Origin of the sequence: Helicobacter mustelae (assembly GCF_900476215.1) — a bacterium.
Lineage (GTDB): Bacteria > Campylobacterota > Campylobacteria > Campylobacterales > Helicobacteraceae > Helicobacter_H > Helicobacter_H mustelae.
Window position 1 is genome coordinate 1,494,491 of the sequence record NZ_LS483446.1, and the last position, 17,619, is coordinate 1,512,109.

12 protein-coding genes are annotated in these 17,619 nt (G+C 44.3%); 3 read left to right on the plus strand and 9 right to left on the minus strand.

The window, feature by feature from the left end:
* The first annotated feature begins 1,227 nt into the window (after positions 1-1,227).
* Complete coding sequence (locus DQN48_RS07220; protein WP_013023694.1) at positions 1,228-2,553, plus strand: restriction endonuclease subunit S; 1,326 nt, start codon at positions 1,228-1,230, stop codon at positions 2,551-2,553.
* On the plus strand, positions 2,550-2,690 hold the full coding sequence (locus DQN48_RS07740) for a hypothetical protein (RefSeq protein ID WP_158303480.1): 141 nt from the start codon (positions 2,550-2,552) through the stop codon (positions 2,688-2,690). Before DQN48_RS07220 ends, DQN48_RS07740 begins: the two co-directional genes overlap by 4 nt.
* Before the next feature lie 240 nt (positions 2,691-2,930).
* Here the strand turns inward: DQN48_RS07740 and DQN48_RS07225 are convergent, their stop codons facing one another.
* The 7 genes from DQN48_RS07225 to DQN48_RS07255 form a co-directional block, all read right to left on the minus strand.
* Positions 2,931-6,035: an efflux RND transporter permease subunit gene (locus tag DQN48_RS07225; RefSeq protein ID WP_013023695.1), complete on the minus strand. Its 3,105-nt coding sequence runs from the start codon at positions 6,033-6,035 to the stop codon at positions 2,931-2,933.
* Entirely contained in the window at positions 6,032-7,213 is a 1,182-nt protein-coding gene (locus DQN48_RS07230; protein WP_013023696.1) for an efflux RND transporter periplasmic adaptor subunit, read from the minus strand. Before DQN48_RS07230 ends, DQN48_RS07225 begins: the two co-directional genes overlap by 4 nt.
* Positions 7,210-8,379, minus strand: coding sequence for a TolC family protein (locus DQN48_RS07235; protein ID WP_013023697.1), 1,170 nt, complete (start codon positions 8,377-8,379; stop codon positions 7,210-7,212). Before DQN48_RS07235 ends, DQN48_RS07230 begins: the two co-directional genes overlap by 4 nt.
* Before the next feature lie 13 nt (positions 8,380-8,392).
* Positions 8,393-8,749 (minus strand): FixH family protein, encoded by a 357-nt coding sequence (locus DQN48_RS07240; protein ID WP_013023698.1) that lies wholly within the window; start codon positions 8,747-8,749, stop codon positions 8,393-8,395.
* A 59-nt stretch (positions 8,750-8,808) separates the two neighbouring features.
* Positions 8,809-10,113, minus strand: coding sequence for a sensor histidine kinase (locus DQN48_RS07245; RefSeq protein WP_041913208.1), 1,305 nt, complete (start codon positions 10,111-10,113; stop codon positions 8,809-8,811).
* Positions 10,061-10,720 (minus strand): response regulator transcription factor, encoded by a 660-nt coding sequence (locus DQN48_RS07250; RefSeq protein WP_013023700.1) that lies wholly within the window; start codon positions 10,718-10,720, stop codon positions 10,061-10,063. Before DQN48_RS07250 ends, DQN48_RS07245 begins: the two co-directional genes overlap by 53 nt.
* Positions 10,721-10,979: 259 nt before the next feature.
* On the minus strand, positions 10,980-12,185 hold the full coding sequence (locus DQN48_RS07255) for an argininosuccinate synthase (protein ID WP_013023701.1): 1,206 nt from the start codon (positions 12,183-12,185) through the stop codon (positions 10,980-10,982).
* 86 nt (positions 12,186-12,271) lie between these two features.
* On the opposite strand from DQN48_RS07255, the gene DQN48_RS07260 reads away from it, so the two are divergent.
* Complete coding sequence (locus tag DQN48_RS07260) at positions 12,272-13,843, plus strand: phosphoethanolamine transferase (RefSeq protein ID WP_013023702.1); 1,572 nt, start codon at positions 12,272-12,274, stop codon at positions 13,841-13,843.
* Between the two features lie 313 nt (positions 13,844-14,156).
* On the opposite strand, the gene polA is transcribed toward DQN48_RS07260, so the two are convergent.
* Together polA and thyX are read right to left on the minus strand one after the other, a co-directional pair.
* Positions 14,157-16,871 (minus strand): DNA polymerase I, encoded by a 2,715-nt coding sequence (polA, locus tag DQN48_RS07265; RefSeq protein WP_013023703.1) that lies wholly within the window; start codon positions 16,869-16,871, stop codon positions 14,157-14,159.
* Positions 16,868-17,491, minus strand: coding sequence for an FAD-dependent thymidylate synthase (gene thyX / locus DQN48_RS07270; RefSeq protein ID WP_013023704.1), 624 nt, complete (start codon positions 17,489-17,491; stop codon positions 16,868-16,870). The genes polA and thyX overlap by 4 nt, the downstream gene beginning before the upstream one ends.
* Positions 17,492-17,619: the final 128 nt, after the last annotated feature.

A 17,619-nucleotide genomic window follows, 5' to 3' on the forward strand; every position in this document is an offset into this window, starting at 1 on the left:
TTGCCATTCAAGCCCCCTCCCCCTTGTCAAAGAAAAAGAAGCAACCCCCGCAAAGGGAGTGAGAGAAAAGCAGTATCAGGTTATTCGAGGAAAAAGTGCTACAGATCGAGAGAAAAAAGTATTTTTTTGGAAAGTGCTTTGCTTGCATTTTTGGTTCAACCCACCAAAAGGGCGGGGCAAAAGCCCCAAAGCGTTACCTCTTGAGTAGAATCTCCAACCTAAACCAAAAAAGGCTAAATTTGAAGTATAATACCCTTGTAGGACGCTTTTTGCTATGTCTCTTCATAGCTCGTCCTTTTTGGTAGTTTAGCCCCTCTCTTCAAAGAGGGGCGTTGCTATTATAGCAAAGCACTTAGATTTATTCTATTTAGCAATTTACCTCTAGCTTCCCCTAATCCCCATCACCAAAGAATAAAATCCTTCCCCCCATCATCCACGGTAAGATAGAGCCTAATGTTAAGAATGCAGTGGTTGCAGCACAAGGGTGTAGGGGGCCGCGTAGGGTGGTGTGCGAGAGCAGGGCACGGGCACAAGTGGGAGCATTTTAAAAAATCCCTGTGGGCGTATGCCCACGGTAAAAAGTAGAGCCTGACCGGGGTGGGGGTCCATAAGGGGGAGGGGTGACTTCGCGCACGAGCGAAGCTCTTGCCCATACTTGCCATTCAAACCCCTCCCCCTTGTGAAAGAAAAAAGCAGCTCCCGCGTAAGGGTGGCAATAGCAAAAAGAAAACCCTCCTCGGGAAAACGAGGAAAAGAGCAGCCGCGCAAGGAGGGTAGAAAAAGAAACCTCGCAGGGGATAAGGAAAAAAGAAACTTCTCGAGTCATCGAAAAGTAACCCTCCTTGAGCCATCAAGGAAGAACCCTCACACAGATCTAAAAAACCCCGCGCAAGGGAGCAAGAAACCCCCTTGAGTCATCGAGAGAAAGGCCAGAGAAAATAAAGCTTAATTTCATCAGAGGGTTTTATACCATCACCAAAGCCACTCCGCATAAAGAGAAGTGAGCAAAGAAAACACAGCCTTTGCTTGATGTCTTTGATAAACTCGCTTTGTATTGGTAAAATTCCCTTGTAATTTTTGGAGTTTGATAAAAGAAGGTGATGGGATGCATGCTATAAAGACACAGGAAAGCCAAAAGAAAAAAACACTAAAAACAAGCCAAGTCAAAGAGAATAGGATGCAAACCCCAAGCCAAAGAGATTCAAGGAGTTTGAGGAAGGTAATAATATGAATTCTGTAGAGAAATTACTCCAAACCCTCTGCCCTCATGGTGTGGAGTTTAAAACACTCGAGGAAGTTTTTACAATTGGAAATGGTTACACTCCATCAAAAAAGAATCCTGAATTTTGGGAGAATGGGAACATTCCTTGGTTTAGAATGGAAGACATCCGACAAAATGGCAGAATCCTAGAGGATTCTATTCAGCACATTACCCCAAAAGCTTTAAAAGGTGGGAAGCTATTCCCTAAGGGTTCGATTATCATCTCTACGACAGCAACCATAGGAGAACATGCTCTTTTAATCGTTGATTCCTTAGCGAATCAACGATTCACTTTTTTGAGTAAAAAAGTGAATTGTGATATTGCTCTGGATGAAAAATATTTTTTCTATCATTGCTTTGTATTGGGAGAATGGTGTAGAAAGAATATCAATGTCTCAGGTTTTGCCTCTGTGGATATGGCTGCCTTTAGAAAATATAAGTTTCCCCTTCCCCCTCTGGAAGTCCAAAGAGAGATTGTGAAGATTTTAGACACATTTACAGAATTAAATACAGAATTAAATACAGAATTAAAGTTACGCAAAAAGCAGTATGAATACTATCGCAATTGGCTGCTCTCTTTTGGCGATGTGGATGCAAGCAAAGAAGGAGCAGAGCAGAGACTAAGAGATAAATCCTATCCCAAAGCCCTCAAAGCATTGCTACTCTCTCTCTGCCCTCATGGTGTGGAGTTTAGGAAGTTGGGGGAGGTGGGGAGATTTACTAGAGGCAATGGACTTTTAAAAAGCAATCTACAAACCCATGGCAAGCCCGTCGTGCATTATGGACAAATTTATACTCGGTATGGCCTTGCAACTGAGAAAACGATTTCATACGTTAGTGAAACTCTATTTGCGAAATTAAAAAAAGCAAAACCCAAAGATATACTCATTGCTGTAACTTCAGAAAATGTAAAAGATGTGGGAAAAAGTACGGTGTGGCTAGGAGATGAAGAGGTAGCCTTTTCGGGCGAAATGTATAGCTATTCTACGGATCAGAATCCTAAGTTTATCGCCTATTATTTTCAAACTTCGAAATTTCAAAAAGAAAAGGAAAAGATAGTGACGGGGACTAAGGTTATACGCATCCATGAAGATGATTTAAAACAAATCAAAATCCCCCTTCCCCCTCTGGAAGTCCAAAGAGAGATTGTGAAGATTTTAGATGATTTCTCCACCCTCACAGAGGACCTTAGCTCTGGCATCCCTGCAGAGATTGCTGCAAGAAAAAAGCAATATGAATATTATCGTGACAAACTACTCACCTTCACACCCCTCATAAAGGAGGGAGAATGATGCTTTTAAGGCAGGGGGGTTCCCTACCCTCACTCCAACCCCATAAAAAGGATGGGCCGCGTAGGGTGGTGTGGTTGCAATGCACGGGCACAAGTGGGAGCATTGTGAAAAATCCCTGTGGGCGTATGCCACGATAAAAAGTAGAGCGTGTAGGGGTGGGGGTACGACATAGGGGGAGGGAGCGACTTTGCCATATAAGCCCCTCCCCCTTGTCAAAGAAAGAACCTCCCTCGGGTTATTCGAGGAAAAAGCAGCCGCTCAGGGGGTGGAAAAAACCCACGGGTTATTTAAGGAAAGAGATTTTTAAGAAAGTGTAAAAGAAGAGGGGAGTGATAAACCCCTGCAAGGGTGGCAAATAAAGCCTTTAAAAAAATCCTTTATTTGCGCTTTTGGTCTGTGAGTTTTTCTGTAAATTTCTGTAGCACATACAGGCATACAGGTACGATAAAAAGCGTGAGGATCATCGAGCTCACCACCCCTCCGAGCATGGGTGCGGCGATGCGCTTCATGACTTCATTGCCTACGCCATTATTAAACATAATGGGAAGGAGCGAGCAGACCAAAGAAAGCACAGTCATGAGTTTGGGGCGCACACGCTTGGCCGCACCTTCAATGATGCAAGACTCAAGCCCTCCGCCATATTCCTTTCGTTTTTGCAATGCAGAATCCAGATAGACCATCATCACGATAGAAGTCTCAGCCGCCACGCCAAGAAGCGCTAAAAATCCCACAATCACGGCCACACTGAGATTGTATCCCAGCAAGTCGATGGCCAAAAGCCCGCCAAAGATCGCAAAGGGTAGCGTGAAAAATACCACGATGGCATAGGTGAGATTTTGCAGGGCCAACAAAATGAGTAAAAACACTAGGAAAATGGTGAGGGGAATGACAAATTTCATTGTGTTTAGGGATTTCTCCAAATATTCACTTTCCCCAGAAAATTCATAATAATAACCACTTGGCAATTTGAGACTAGAAAGCAATTTGCTCGCATCGCGCTTGTAGGTATCTGCACTCACTCCAGTCTTTGGGGTGATGTAGACAAAATTCACCTTCAACCCACCCTCGCTCTTGAGCTCTAGGGACATTTGTCTCTCTTGTATCTGACCAAGATCTAAGAGTGGAACAAAACCATAATCTGTCTTGATATAGAGCTCTCTTAGTGCCCTTAATCTATCTCTCTGCACATCAACAAAACGCAGACTCAAGGCATAGCGCTCCACTCCATCAATGATGGTAGAGACCTTAGCACCACCCACTCCTTGCGCGATGAAACTAAGTACCTGCTCCTTTGTGATGCCATAATAAGCAAGCTTTTGATTATCTAGCGTAATGTCTATAAAAAACCCCTTATTACTGCGCTCAGCAAACACAGAAAGACTGCCAGGATAGCTAGATAATCGCGATTCAATCTGGCCAGAGATCTCTTGGAGCTTGTCGCTATCATTGCCAAAGACCTTGATGCCAAGGGGGGTGCGAATGCCTGTGAGCAGCATGTCAATGCGCCCTTTGATGGGGTAGGTCCAGGAATTGGTCAACCCCTTTACCTGCAGGGCTTTTTCAAATTCATTGCGCAGCTTTTGCATGTCCATGCCCTTGCGCCATTGGTTTTTGGGTTTGAAGGTGATGAAGGTCTCAATCATAGCCAGCGGTGCTGGATCTGTGGGGGTGTTGGCACTTCCTACCTTGCCAAAGACACTCTCCACCTCAGGAAAGGATTTTAAAATCTTGTCAGTTTTGACCAAAAATGCGCGCGCGCTCTCTACATTGGCCCCATAGCTTGTCACAGGCATATAAATCATCACTCCCTCATCAAGTGGGGGCATGAATTCCCATTTTTGATGGGGATAGAGATAGACCATATAACCAATCCCCGCCGCACAAAGCCCCAAAAAAATATAATCAAATCGCAGGGCAAGTTTCAAAGCTGGCGTATAAAGGCGCATGAAAAAGGCACTAAGGATGTTTTTCTCTTCAGGCAGGATCTTGCCCTGGATAAGGTAAAACATCAAAATGGGCACCAAGGTAATGGAGAGCAAAGCGCCAAAAATCATTGCAAAAGTCTTGGTGAATGCCAGCGGGGCAAAGAGCTTGCCCTCCTGGCCATTGAGCCCAAAAATAGGCAGGAAGGAAATGGTGATAATCATCAAAGCAAAAAACACAGCCCCACCCACCTGAGAGCTTGCATGAATGATGGCATGCATCCTGTCTTTTGCAGTATGGGGAGTGGGAAGGGCAAGGAGATGTTTATGCGCATTTTCCACCATGACGATGGCTGCATCTACCATCGCACCAATGGCAATCGCAATACCCCCAAGGCTCATGATATTGGAAGTGATGCCAAAAATCTTCATCAATAAAAAGCTAAAGAGCACACACAAAGGCAGCGTGATAACAATCACAAGGGCACTGCGCAAATGCCACAAAAACAAAATCACAATCAACAAAACAATAACACATTCCTCTAGCAGGGTATGCCAGAGATTGTCGATGGCCTGCTGAATAAAATCACTGCGATCATACACAGGCGTGATTTGCACATTGGGATTTTCTTTTGCAATTTGCTCTAGGCGCTTTTTAATTGCCCTAATCACCCCAAAAGTATCTGCCCCATAGCGCACCAAAACAATCCCCCCCACTACCTCGCCTTCTCCATTGAGGTCAGCAATGCCTCTCCTGGCTGAGGGCGTGAGTACGACCTGGGCTATGTCTCCTACTCTAAGGGGGATAGAGTTTTTTGTTTTCACCATCACATTTGCGATGTCTTGTTGATTTTTGAGATAGCCACTAGCATTTACGACTTTTTCAAATCCACTCTGCAAGATCACGCCCCCACCTGTGTCATTATTGGCCTTTTTGATGGCATTGACCACCTCATCAAATCCGATGTTATACTGCACCAATTTATCATTATCAATGCGCACTTCATAGTTTTTCTCAAATCCCCCCACGCTAGCCACCTCACTCACCCCATCCACGCCAAGCAAACTGTATTTATAATAAAAATCCTGCAACGCTTTAAGCTCTTGGAGGGTTTTTGTCTTGCTAGAAAGCGCATAGATAAAGGCCCAGCCAATCCCGCTAGAATCCGATCCAAGTGTGATTTTTGCCTCTTTGGGTAGATTTGGGAGAATGGCGGTTATCTTTTCTAAAATCCTGCTATTTGCCCAATAAATGTCTGTGCCATCTTTGAAAATCACATACACAAGGCCCTTGCCAAAGCTACTCATCCCACGCACAACATCCACACGTGGCACACTCATGAGCGTGGAGGTGAGCAAGAAATTCACCTGTTCATCAATGACTTTGGGAGATTGTCCCTCATAATCAATCTGCAAAATCACCTGCACGGGACTGATATCTGGCAGCGCATCTAGCGGGGTATTTCGCAAGGCCCAAATAGATGCGATTAAAAGCAAAAAAATAACCCCTAGCACAAAATATTTGAAACGAAGCGAAAGAGAGATGATAAAATGAATCATTCATAATCTCCATTATTTTGCGCATCTGCATCAAGCATGAATAAAGAATCCTTGGCAATCTCTACACCTGCATCCACGCCAGAGAGGATCTCATAATCACCGTTTTCCAGTCTTCTAGCAGTGATTTTTGTGGGGGTGAATTGCTCCCCATCCTTGACAAATACATAAAGTTGGTTATTTCTAGAAATAACCGCATCGCTGGGCGCTATGAGCATTTTGCGCGGTGGCAGGGAGAGATGGGCGATGCCAAAGAGATTGGGAAAGAGCCTTAGGTCTTTGTTATCTGCCAAAAAGCGCACCTGCAAAAATTTACTATCAGGATCGACATTGGGAAGGATCTGGAGGAATTGCAAAACAAAGCTCTGTGGCATGCCCTGGCTAGAAAATCGCGCAGTAGAGAATTTCTCAAGCCTATCACCAGCATTATTATGGGTAGAATTTTTTACCTCCGCACTAGGATCTAGGGTTGTTGTAGGCATGGCTTTATCTCCCTTGGTAGACTCAGATTTAGCCCTCTTATCAGGCGCTGCCATGAGGCTTGGATTTTTCTGGGCATTTTTGGCTGGGCTGATGGCAGTGGGGTTTTTGAGATCTGAGGGATTTTTTTGGGCAGAATCTTGCACAAATTCCTGCAAAAATTCACGCGCACTCTGGGGCACCTGCACAATCACCCACACCTTTGAGAGATCTATAAGCTTATAGAGCGTCTCGCCCTTTTTGATGAATTGACCCTGGGTAATGTTTTTTTCCATCACAAAGCCCTCAGACTGGCTAAAAAATGGCAGCACATTCTGTGCTTTTTTATTCTTGGTGATAGCTTGTAGAATGTCTTTTTCCACGCCTAGGAGTTGCAGCTTTTCTGCGAGATTTTTTGCATTGTTGTTGAATTTGAGCGCATTGATGTATTCATTTTGCACTGCCAAAAGCTCAGGGGAATAGAGCCTATAGAGGGGTTGGCCTTTGTGCACGAGATTGTAGCTATCTTTGAGTTCCAGCTCTTCTACAAAACCATCAAGGCGCGTAGTGATGGTAGAAATCCTGCTATCATCTGGAGCTACCAAGGCATAGAATTTGCGCTCTTTTGCCACCTCTTTCATTTCCAAAACCATGGTTTTTTGATAGAACTGAGCAAAACACAGGGCATAAAACAATAAAAAACACCAAATTTTTTTCATCATAGATCTCCTAGACTCTCAAGCTCCACATAGGCACCATAAATACTCCCCAGCACATCAATTCTTAGCAATTGGCTATCTAGCAGCTCATTAAGCGCAGAATAATACTCCTGCACCGAGGCAGTGGTGGAGAGATTACTGCTATAGAGATTGGTGAGTTTTTGATTTTGTGGGATTAGGACTTTTTCTATCAAACCTAGCTCCCTTTGCTTTTTTTGCAGGATATTTTGCAGGCGATGGATTTGGCTTTTGATGCTATTTTCTTTGTCGACATACGCATCACTCTCAAGCTGAGCGCTCTTTCTTGCATTTTGCAGCATCAGTCTTTCTTTGCCATAAACTGGCAGCGAGAAGGTGAGAGAGAAATTCATGTAATCACTTTGCACCTGGCGATAAAAATATCCAATGCCAATGGTAGGATCGCTCAAAAAATTCCTTTTAGCCAGCGCCACATCTTTTGCAGCAATCTTTTGTCTGAGCTGCTGAATCTCTAACTCATAGGCATGTTTATAATAATCTGGTGGAAAATCTGTGCGAAAGTCCATCACAAAACCCACATCATCATAATCCCCAAAACTCGCCTCGCTAAGATCTATCATCTCGCTTTTTGTGTTTTCTTCTAGTTGATTGAGCTTTATCTCTAGTTTTGTTTGCAAAATCTCTAGATTGTACACCTTTGCTAGAGGGATGCTATCTGAGCTAGATTGCAGCTGCTCTTTGAGGATGGTGAGATTTTTTTTGGTGGCTTGTAGGATGCTAATGCGCGTTTTGTTTTGATAATTTCTAATCATGCTAAGCTTGACTTTTTTGATGAGATTTTTGCGCAGTGCTTTGAGCTCTAGCATCTTGATTTGCTTTTGCAGGGAAAATTTCTGAGACTCTAGGGGTTTTTTTGCAAAGAGATCGACTTTTTGCAAGAGAGTCACACCAATGCTTTGCATCTGACTTCCGCGATAGGCCGGATCCCTTAGATCCAAAACATTATAGCGGGCATCCAAATTGGGGTTCTCCCATTTTCTAGCAATTCTTGCCTGCAATTCCAACTGCTCGATTTGGGTTTGCAAGATCTTGATTTGGGCATTGTTTTGCATGGCCTTTTGGATGATGGCCTCAAGACTGCTCTGTGCAAAAAGCACAAGGGGCAAACACAAAAGCGCCAAAATCCTCATGCTAAAAAATCCCTTAGAAATCTATGCTGCTTTTGTAGTTATAGACTTTTCCATCCACTTCTATACTAAAGCGCAACTGCCAAGTGCCACCATGGGGAAAATTGAGTTTGGCCACATAGCCATCACCCTGCTCTTTTGCCTCAGCCCTAAAATCCATCTTTGGCATGCCTGGCATAGGTGGCATCACCACACGGATCTTGATTTTAGCCGCGCTAACAAATTTCCCATCTTTTTGCAAAGAGATCACAACCTCATTGTCTCCGCTGCTAAAGGGCTTTTTTGGGTGAAAGTCGATGTTCATATCCCCTACTTTTCCACCTTGAGCAAACAATCCTGCACAAAACAACAAAATTAAAAAAATCTTTTTCATAATCACTCCTTAAAAAATTTCGCGCATTGTAGAAATCTTTTGTGGAATATGTGTGGAATCTAAAAAAATATTTCAAAGGTATTGAGATTATCTTGTGTGCTAATCACAAAAGTATAATGATGGCTAAGTGCAACCTTTTGAACGATATCAAGCCCGATGCCATAGCCCTTGGTGCGAGAATTTTGGCGAAAATAGCGCATTTTAATCTGATCTTTTATGGAGGGATCGATGAGCTCGCCGCTATTTTGGATGCGAAGGCGCGTAGCAGAGAGTGCGATAAAAATCCGCCCATTTTGCTCATTGTATTTGATGGCATTGCTTAGCAAATTATCTAGCATCCTTGTGATTGACTCTCTATCAGCAAACAACACACAAGGGGAGAGATCTGTTTGTATGCGCAGGGATTTGGAGAGAAAATGCTCCTCAAACATCTCCAACCTCAAACCCAATAATGCCAAAAAATCGATGTGCTCTTTTTGCTCCCCCGCCTCGCCCAAAAACAAAAAAGTGAGATTGTTATAGAGAAATTCAATCCTCTTGCAGGCCTGCTCTATGCGTGAGAGCTTGCGATTATTTACGCCATTTTTGAGCGAATTGGCACTCATCAAAAGTGCTGAAATGGGGGTATTTAGCTCATGGGTGATGTCTTTGATAAAATGATCTAGCAACTCCAAACCCTGGCGCACAGGCTGCAAAAACATCCTGCCTAAAATCACACCAAAAACAAGCACCAGCCCCAAAGAAATCCCCGCACCCAAAACAAGAAAAAAAATCAGCCGCGCAGTTTCCTCTCCAAAATCCCTCTGAATCAAAATCCAAGCAATGCCAAGATGCCCAAATGCGCTATTATCAAGCAAATAGGCATGATGGCCCTGCACAAAAAATCGCTTTTTACTCTCAATAAATGGCAGATTTCCATAGAGATTTTTTTTGTTGGCATCAAAAAGTGAAATCTGGATTTTACTGCCATTTTGAGGCATGGGATTTTGCTGGCTATCATGCAAATTGTGGCCGGGGGTATTTTTCTCAAAGGGCAATGATGGGGAGTTTTTATGACTAGGGCTTTGTGATATGCTAGAAGAGATTTGAGCTGTGAGCCCCTGCAAGATTTTTGGATCAAAAACCCGCCTTCCGCTCATGTGCTCAAAGGTGGCAATTTGGGCAATTTTTGAACTCTGCAAGAGCATTTGATTGTAGGCATTTTTTTGGATCTGGTTTTTTTCAATGACAAAAACCAAAAACACAATGCCAATGATAAGAATCAAAGAAGAACTGATATAAAATCCCAAAAAGCGCGCGAGCGAGCGCTTTTCATAAGCTGTTAAAACGATAGCCGCTCCCCTTGGAATTGGTGATTTTTTCAAATCCCAAATAGCGTCGCAGATTTTTCACATAACTGCGCAATGTGTTCTGGCTAGGGGCTTCCTCATAGCTCCAAACATTCAAAAGGATTTCTTGTGGGCTTAGAATGCGATTGGGATTTTTGAGGAAAAAACAAAGAATCGCGCTTTCTTTTTGTGTGAGCTTGAAGGTTTGGGAAGTGGATTTATTTTGCAAAGTGAGATTTTTCGGGGAGAAAATGAAATGGGGAGAAATGAAAAAATTCTCAATTTGCAAATGCTTTGTAACATGTTTAATACGGACTTCTAGCTCTTGCAGGTCAAAGGGCTTTTTGATGTAGTCATCTGCGCCAACCTCAAAACCATTTTTGAGATCCCTGCTTTGATTGAGTGCGGTGATGAAGATTGCTTGGGTGCGATTGCCAAGCTCTCTTTGTGTGCGCAAAAGCTCAAAGCCATTGATGCCTGGCACCTGGACATCTAGCAGCAACAAATCAAAATGCAAAGATAGCAATGCCTCCTCTGCTGCCCTCCCATCGCGCACCACGAGCACCTCATCGCCCCGCTCAATCAAAAACTCCTCAATAATCTCACAAAGCAGCGCATCATCTTCTAGCAATAAAATCCGCAAAAAAACTCCTAAATTTTAAATCCAGCCGCTTCTATGCTAGCGCTCATTTCATTTGCGCCCTAAACCCCGCTGTTAGCACCTCGCAGCCAAAACAAGAAAAAATCTCACCGCAAAAAATCTAGCCTAACGCCCCCACCCATGCAAAAGGATGCAAAAACCACGCGCAATCTGCGCAAACTCGCCTTTTTGATAAAATCACGCGCAAGCCCCGGCACGACACCAAAAACACAACCGCGCGATCACTCTGACCCCCACTTATCTACTTTCTTTGATTTTTCCCTGCGATAATGAAGCGCAGGGCATTGAGTTTAATAAAACCTGCGGCATCTTTTTGATCATAGACGCTATCCTCTTCAAAGGTGCTATAGGCTGAGTGAAAGAGGGAATTTTTAGACTCTCTGCCCAGGATGCTCACATTTCCTTTATAAAGCTCTAGCCTCACTACTCCCTCTACCTTCTCTTGAGTCTTGTCAATCAATGCCTGCAATGCCTCGCGCTCGGGCGAAAACCAATAGCCATTATAAATAAGCTCGGCATATCTTGGCATCAGAGAATCTTTGAGATGTGCCTCCTCACGATCCAGGCATAGGGACTCGATGGCGCGATGAGCCTTAAGATAGATGCTGCCCCCTGGCGTCTCATAGCAGCCACGGGATTTCATGCCAACATAGCGATTTTCCACCAAATCCGTGCGCCCGATGCCATTTTGGGCACCAAGCTTATTTAGCTTTGTCCAAAATTGCGCAGGACTTAAGCGCTCTGCATTGATGGCGATGCCATCCCCCTTTTGGAATTCTATGGTGATGATGGTGGGCGTATCAGGCGCATCCTTTGGACTCACGCTCCATCTCCACATATCCTCTTCTGGGGCGATGCTAGGATCTTCTAGGATCTGACCCTCATAGCTAATGTGCAGCAAATTTGCATCCATGGAATAGGGGGATTTGTTTTTGTTTTTCTCAATCTCAATGCCTGCATTCTGCGCATAGGAGAGCAGTTTTTCGCGGCTATTTAGATCCCACTCCCGCCAGGGTGCGATGATCTTTATATCAGGATTTAGTGCATAGGCCCCAATCTCAAATCGCACCTGATCATTTCCCTTCCCTGTCGCGCCATGTGCGATGGCATCTGCACCCACAGCCTTTGCAATCTCTACCAAATGCTTGGCAATCAGTGGCCTAGCGATGCTAGTGCCCAGCAAATACTCCCCCTCATACACTGCATTTGCCCGAAACATCGGAAATACAAAATCGCGAATAAATTCCTCGCGCAAATCAAGGATGAAAATATTTTCCTCCTTGATTCCAAGCTTCTTGGCCTTCTCCCTTGCAGGCGCAACCTCCTCACCCTGACCAATGTCTGCAGTGAAGGTCACTACCTCGCAGCCATAGTTTTCCCCAAGCCACTTCAAAATCACGCTTGTATCCAACCCCCCGCTATATGCTAGCACGACTTTTTTTGCCATTTCTTTCCTTTTTTTAAAATGCGGAAATTTTATCACAGCTTGCAAAAACTTCGTTAAAATCACAAGAAAAATCCTCAAGGCCTGGCGTGAAAAACCTCTTTGGAAGCTATCATTTTTTAATCTTTTTGCTTAGCATCTATTTTGTAATCTTTTATCACCAGAGCTTTTGGAGTGCCCTTTTCAGCCACACCAAAAGCTTCCCGCATCAAAACCTCTTGCTTCTTAGCATAGGCATTCTTTTATGCAGCACACTTTGCTTTTGCTTGGAATTGCTCTGCACAAAACGCAGTGCCATCTATGTGCTAGGAGTGCTCTGCGCTTTAAGTGCGGTGAGTGCCTATGCCATGGACACCTATCACATCAGCATAAGTCCCTTAATCATTGATAGCATACTGCATACCAACCTCAAAGAAGCCCGTGGCGTTTTTGACCTCAAAGCAATGCTAAAAATCCTAGCCCTGCTTGCTGTGCCCTTTTTGGCCTTGTTTTTGATGAGAAGCAAAAAAATGCAAAACCCTCGCCTCAAAGATAAATTTTTGCTACTGGGATTTTATTTGCTTGTGATTTTGGGGATTTCTCTCCTGCAGGGGCGTGACATCATTTTTGCATTCAAGGCCTATAAGCCCATGATTGATATGCTAAACCCCATTGCACCCATTCGCTCCACCATCCGCTATGTTTCTGCGCAGGCAAGAACCCCAAAGACCTATGCGCAGATCGGAGTAGATGCCACACTATCCCCAGGAGATGCGCCAAAAATCATCGTTCTTGTCATCGGGGAATCAAGCAGAGCCCAAAACTTTGCTTATAATGGCTATCTGCGCCCCACCAATCCCTACACTAAGGATTTTGCATCCCATCTCATCAATTTCCCCCATTTCTTTTCTTGTGGCGTGATCACAGCCATCAGCATCCCCTGCATGCTCACAGATCTCACCCATAACAGCTACACCACAAGAAATTTGAGCTATTATCGCGACAATATCCTAGACATCGCCAAGCGCGCAGGCTATGAGGTGTGGTGGATTAGCAATAATGGCGGGGAGTGCATGGGCAAGGTCTGCCAGAGATTGCGTCATATTCGCTATTTTGATGAGGGCGGGGCGCGGAATACATTTGATGGCGCGATGCTAGGAGAAATTTCTTCCATCATCCAAAACGCAAGACACAATACATTTTTGGTCATCAATCTCTATGGCAGCCACGGGCCCAAATATTTTGAGCGCTACCCCAAGGAATTTGAGCACTTCACGCCTGTTTGCAAAAGCCCAAATCTCCAAACCTGCTCCAAAGAAGAAATAGAAAATGCCTATGATAATTCGCTGCGCTATAGTGATTTTTTCCTCGCCTCTGTGATGAAATCCCTTGCCGCCTCCCCACTGCACCAAGCCCTGTGGTATGTGAGCGATCATGGTGAGAGCCTGGGGGAATATGGCCAATACATGCATGGGGGACTGCCCTATTCGCTCTCTCCAGAGGAACAAAAGCATATCCCCTCCCTCCTTTATCTAGGTAAGGGCTATGAGGCACTCATTCCCACTCTCAAAGAACATGCAAATAAAATCTATAATCAGGACTATGTCTTTCATTCCCTTTTGCATTTGCTAGATATCAAAACCCATATCTACAACAAAAAACTCGATATTTTCGCACAATAGCTGATGTGAATTTGGGCTTTGTGAGGGATGTGAAGAGTTTCCAACCCTATGGGTAGGGGCATGCGTGAGGCGGATGAGAAATAGCCTAGGCACAGAGACGCAATCTCCCTTGACACAAGCCTTTATAACAGATCAAAACATATCCACAAAATCCTATGCTGACATTGATTCTTTTAAAAACAACAAAATCATCGCTTACCTGCAAATACCAGAGGGACTTCTTTAATAGGATCCCGCCCCAGTTTCCTCCTAAGCTAAGAGGAGATGGGCTAATAACTCTACTCTAGTCTAGGATTTTTCATCTATTAAGAAATTATTTGAGATCTGCCCAGTTTTGGCCGATGGCCACATTGCAGCGCAGAGGCACTCGGAGCTCATAGACGCCATTCATGATGTTTTCTATTTCTCTGGCTGCATCCTCTGCCTCCTCCTCTGGGCTCTGGAAAATGAGTTCATCATGCACCTGCAGGAGCATCTTTACGCCACTGTTTTGAAAGGTCTGATAAATCTTATTCATGGAGAGCTTCATCAAATCTGCTGCACTACCCTGGAAGATCGCATTAATCCCCTCGCGCAAAAAATTGCTCCGCATAAAATCCCCAACACCCTTGAAATTGAAATAACGCCGATGGCCTAGCAGCGTCTGTGCATAGCCCCTGCGCAAAATCTGCTCCTCCTCTGTGCGCAAAAATTGCCTGACCGTGGGAAAGGATGCAAAATAGCGATCGATGTATTCCTTGGCCTCTGTATTTGAGATTTTTAGCGTCTGAGAGAGTTTGCGCGTGCCCATGCCATAAATGAGACCAAAATTGATGGTTTTAGCAATATGGCGCTTGTTTTTTGCATCCTCTCCAAAAACCATCTGTGCGGTGCGCAAATGGATGTCTAGATCCTTCCTGAAGGCATCAAGCAACTCTTGGTCTTGAGAAAAATGAGCCAAAAGCCGCAGCTCAATCTGAGAATAATCCACGCTTATGAGTTTTTTACCAGCATCTGCGATAAATCCCCTGCGAATCTGCTTGCCCGCCTCCGTGCGCACGGGGATATTTTGGAGATTGGGTGAGCGAGAAGAAAGTCGCCCTGTGGTGGTGCCAGTCTGAGAAAAGGAAGTGTGAATTTTGTTTTCTTTGGTGCGAAGCTTTAAGATGGGCTCTGCATAGGTGTTTTTTAGCTTGAAAATCTCGCGATACTCCATCAAAATAGGGATGATGGGGTGACTGTCTTTGAGCTCTTCTAGGGTTTTTTCATCTGTGCTATAACCTCCCTTAACCCGCCTAAGCCCGCGGAGTTTGAGGTCATCAAACAAGACTCTAGAGAGCTGCTTTGGGGAATTGATATTAAAATTTTGCTTGGCGTGAGCAAAAATCTCTTCTTCTTTTTGGGAAAGTGCCTCACTTAAGCTTTCTTTTAGTGCTTCAAACCACTCTACATCAATCTTGATGCCCTGGTATTCCATATCAGCCAAAACCTCGATGAAGGGATACTCCAAATCTTTGGCAAGCTCTAATAGATGCGCACAGCGCTTTGCTTGCAACTCTTCTTTGAGTCTCTCTTGCAAACAAAAGCAAGCCACGGCATCTTCGCTAGCATATTCACTAGCCCGCTCCAAATCCACATCGCCAAATGTCTTTCCCTTTTTGACCACCTCATCATAAGCAATCATCTTTTTGCCAAAAAATTTCTCCATCAAGATATCTAATCCCATCATACTCGCACTATCTAGCAAATAAGCTAGCAGCATGCTATCTTGGATTTCCCTTTTTGGTGTGAGGTTAAAATTTGCCTTTGCTATCATGAGATCAAATTTGAGATTATGCCCCACAATGGGATGGGAGAAAATTTTTTCAATTGCGCGTTTTGCATCTTTGGTATCTACCTGCTTACCTACACCAAGATAATCATGAGAAATGGGCACATAATAGCCATGGATCCCATCAAAACAAAAGCTAAATCCCACAAGCCTAGCCTGCAGGGCATCCAGGCCATTGGTCTCACAATCATAGGCAATCAGAGCATCTGATGGGATGGAATCAAGCAGGGCAAATAATTCTCTTTCCTCTGTGATGAGATGGGGGATGCAGTGAAATTCACTCTTTTTTTGAGGGGAATAATCCACCCCGCCAATGCCCTTGGCGCGAATCTTTTTGGGTGTTCCTTGGGTGGTGGGGAGTTTTTTGAGTCTTTGAAGGATTTTGTAGAGCTGGTATTCTTCTAAATCACTAGCAATGGCAAGCATGGGATTTGACCCCCCCTCCAAAGAAGAACCAAAAGAAAAATCCTCTAATACATCCTTTCGCAGGCTCACTAGCTTGCGACTCAAATAGGCCTCCTCTTTGTGCTCTAGGATCTTGCTGGCAATTTTTTTTGACACAACACCCTCTAACTCCTCTGTCCTAGCATAGATTTCCTCCAAACTGCCAAAGTGATGGATGAGCTTTTGGGCAGTTTTGGGTCCTATGGATGGGATGCCAGGGACATTGTCCACACTATCGCCAACCAAGCTTTGAAAATCAATGAATTGCTGGGGATGGACGCCATATTTCTCCAAGCATTGCTCTGCTTTGATGGGGATTTTTTTGATGGGATCAAAGAGACAAATCCCCTCATTGATAAGCTGGTAGAGATCTTTATCATGGCTGTAAATCTCCACTTCATAGCCCTTTTTCACAGCCAAATTACTAAGTGTGGCAATCACATCATCTGCCTCATATCCCTCAATGCTTACAGAAGTAAGCTTCATACGCTTGATCCACTCCATGACAATGGGCAATTGCAATGCTAGATCTTGGGGGATCTCCTGCCTGGTGGATTTGTATTTGGGGTAGAGGGTCTTGCGGAAATTCTTGCCTCCCTCCAGCGCAAAGATCACATTTTGCAAGCCTATTTCTTTTTGGAATTTGAGCAAGAGGGCCCCAAATCCCTGCAAAAGCCCAGTGGGAAAGCCTTCTTTGTCCCTGAGGGGAGGAAGAGCAAAAAAAGAGCGAAACAAAAAGCCAAAGGTATCCACCAGGATGATTTTTTGCATCATTGCGCAATCCTTTCAGCAAAAATGAATTGATGCTCTTTGGGCAATGCTGCAAAGATGGCATGAGCGAGATTTCTTATCTCCCATAATGCGGACTTGCTGCTACGCAACTCCAAAAAATTCTGCAAGCTTCTTGCATTCACACTCCATGCAAGCTCTGTTTTATAGCATTCTGGCATGGCAAATTTGGCAATATCATTACTTATGCCATCACGCAAAATGAGTCGCAGATTCTCCAATGCCTGCAGGCTTGCATGATCCACTAGAGCATGATTTGTTAGCACGATAAATTCACTAGCGCGCTCTAGATTTTGCTCACTCATAGGCAAAAAACTCTGCTCTTCTTTGAGCTCCTTTAGTGTATAGCGCGTAGACTTCACGCTAAAGCTGCTCATTCTATGGCGCGCAAGCTCTTGCAGGCAAGCGCGGCTAATGCCCTGGATGTAGAAATTATAATAGAGATGCTCCAGCGTACTAGAATGCTTATTTTTATTGCCCACCCTATCAATCAAAGCCAAATCCTTCTCCCCTCCATTATCGCCTTTATCAAAACTCTGCCAGCAGGTCCTAATAGCCAATGAGCACACCTCTAGGGGCGTAAAATGTCGCAGTGTAATTTGCATGTTGGATCCTTTTCTTTGGGTCAGGTTTTATTGTATCTACAAAGTGGGGTTTTGTGATTTGATTTTTAAAACTTCACTCAAATCAAAGGGGAGGATTTTGCGGGGTTTTTGGGCTGGGATGGGGCTGT

What these genes read in the sequence shown, in the direction of transcription:
- DQN48_RS07235 (WP_013023697.1), bottom strand. Translation starts at nt 8,379, where the DNA reads ATGAGGATTTTGGCGCTTTTGTGTTTGCCCCTTGTGCTTTTTGCACAG.
- DQN48_RS07220 (WP_013023694.1), top strand. Translation starts at nt 1,228, where the DNA reads ATGAATTCTGTAGAGAAATTACTCCAAACCCTCTGCCCTCATGGTGTG.
- DQN48_RS07240 (WP_013023698.1), bottom strand. Translation starts at nt 8,749, where the DNA reads ATGAAAAAGATTTTTTTAATTTTGTTGTTTTGTGCAGGATTGTTTGCT.
- DQN48_RS07740 (WP_158303480.1), top strand. Translation starts at nt 2,550, where the DNA reads ATGATGCTTTTAAGGCAGGGGGGTTCCCTACCCTCACTCCAACCCCAT.
- DQN48_RS07225 (WP_013023695.1), bottom strand. Translation starts at nt 6,035, where the DNA reads ATGATTCATTTTATCATCTCTCTTTCGCTTCGTTTCAAATATTTTGTG.
- thyX (WP_013023704.1), bottom strand. Translation starts at nt 17,491, where the DNA reads ATGCAAATTACACTGCGACATTTTACGCCCCTAGAGGTGTGCTCATTG.
- DQN48_RS07230 (WP_013023696.1), bottom strand. Translation starts at nt 7,213, where the DNA reads ATGATGAAAAAAATTTGGTGTTTTTTATTGTTTTATGCCCTGTGTTTT.
- DQN48_RS07255 (WP_013023701.1), bottom strand. Translation starts at nt 12,185, where the DNA reads ATGGCAAAAAAAGTCGTGCTAGCATATAGCGGGGGGTTGGATACAAGC.
- polA (WP_013023703.1), bottom strand. Translation starts at nt 16,871, where the DNA reads ATGATGCAAAAAATCATCCTGGTGGATACCTTTGGCTTTTTGTTTCGC.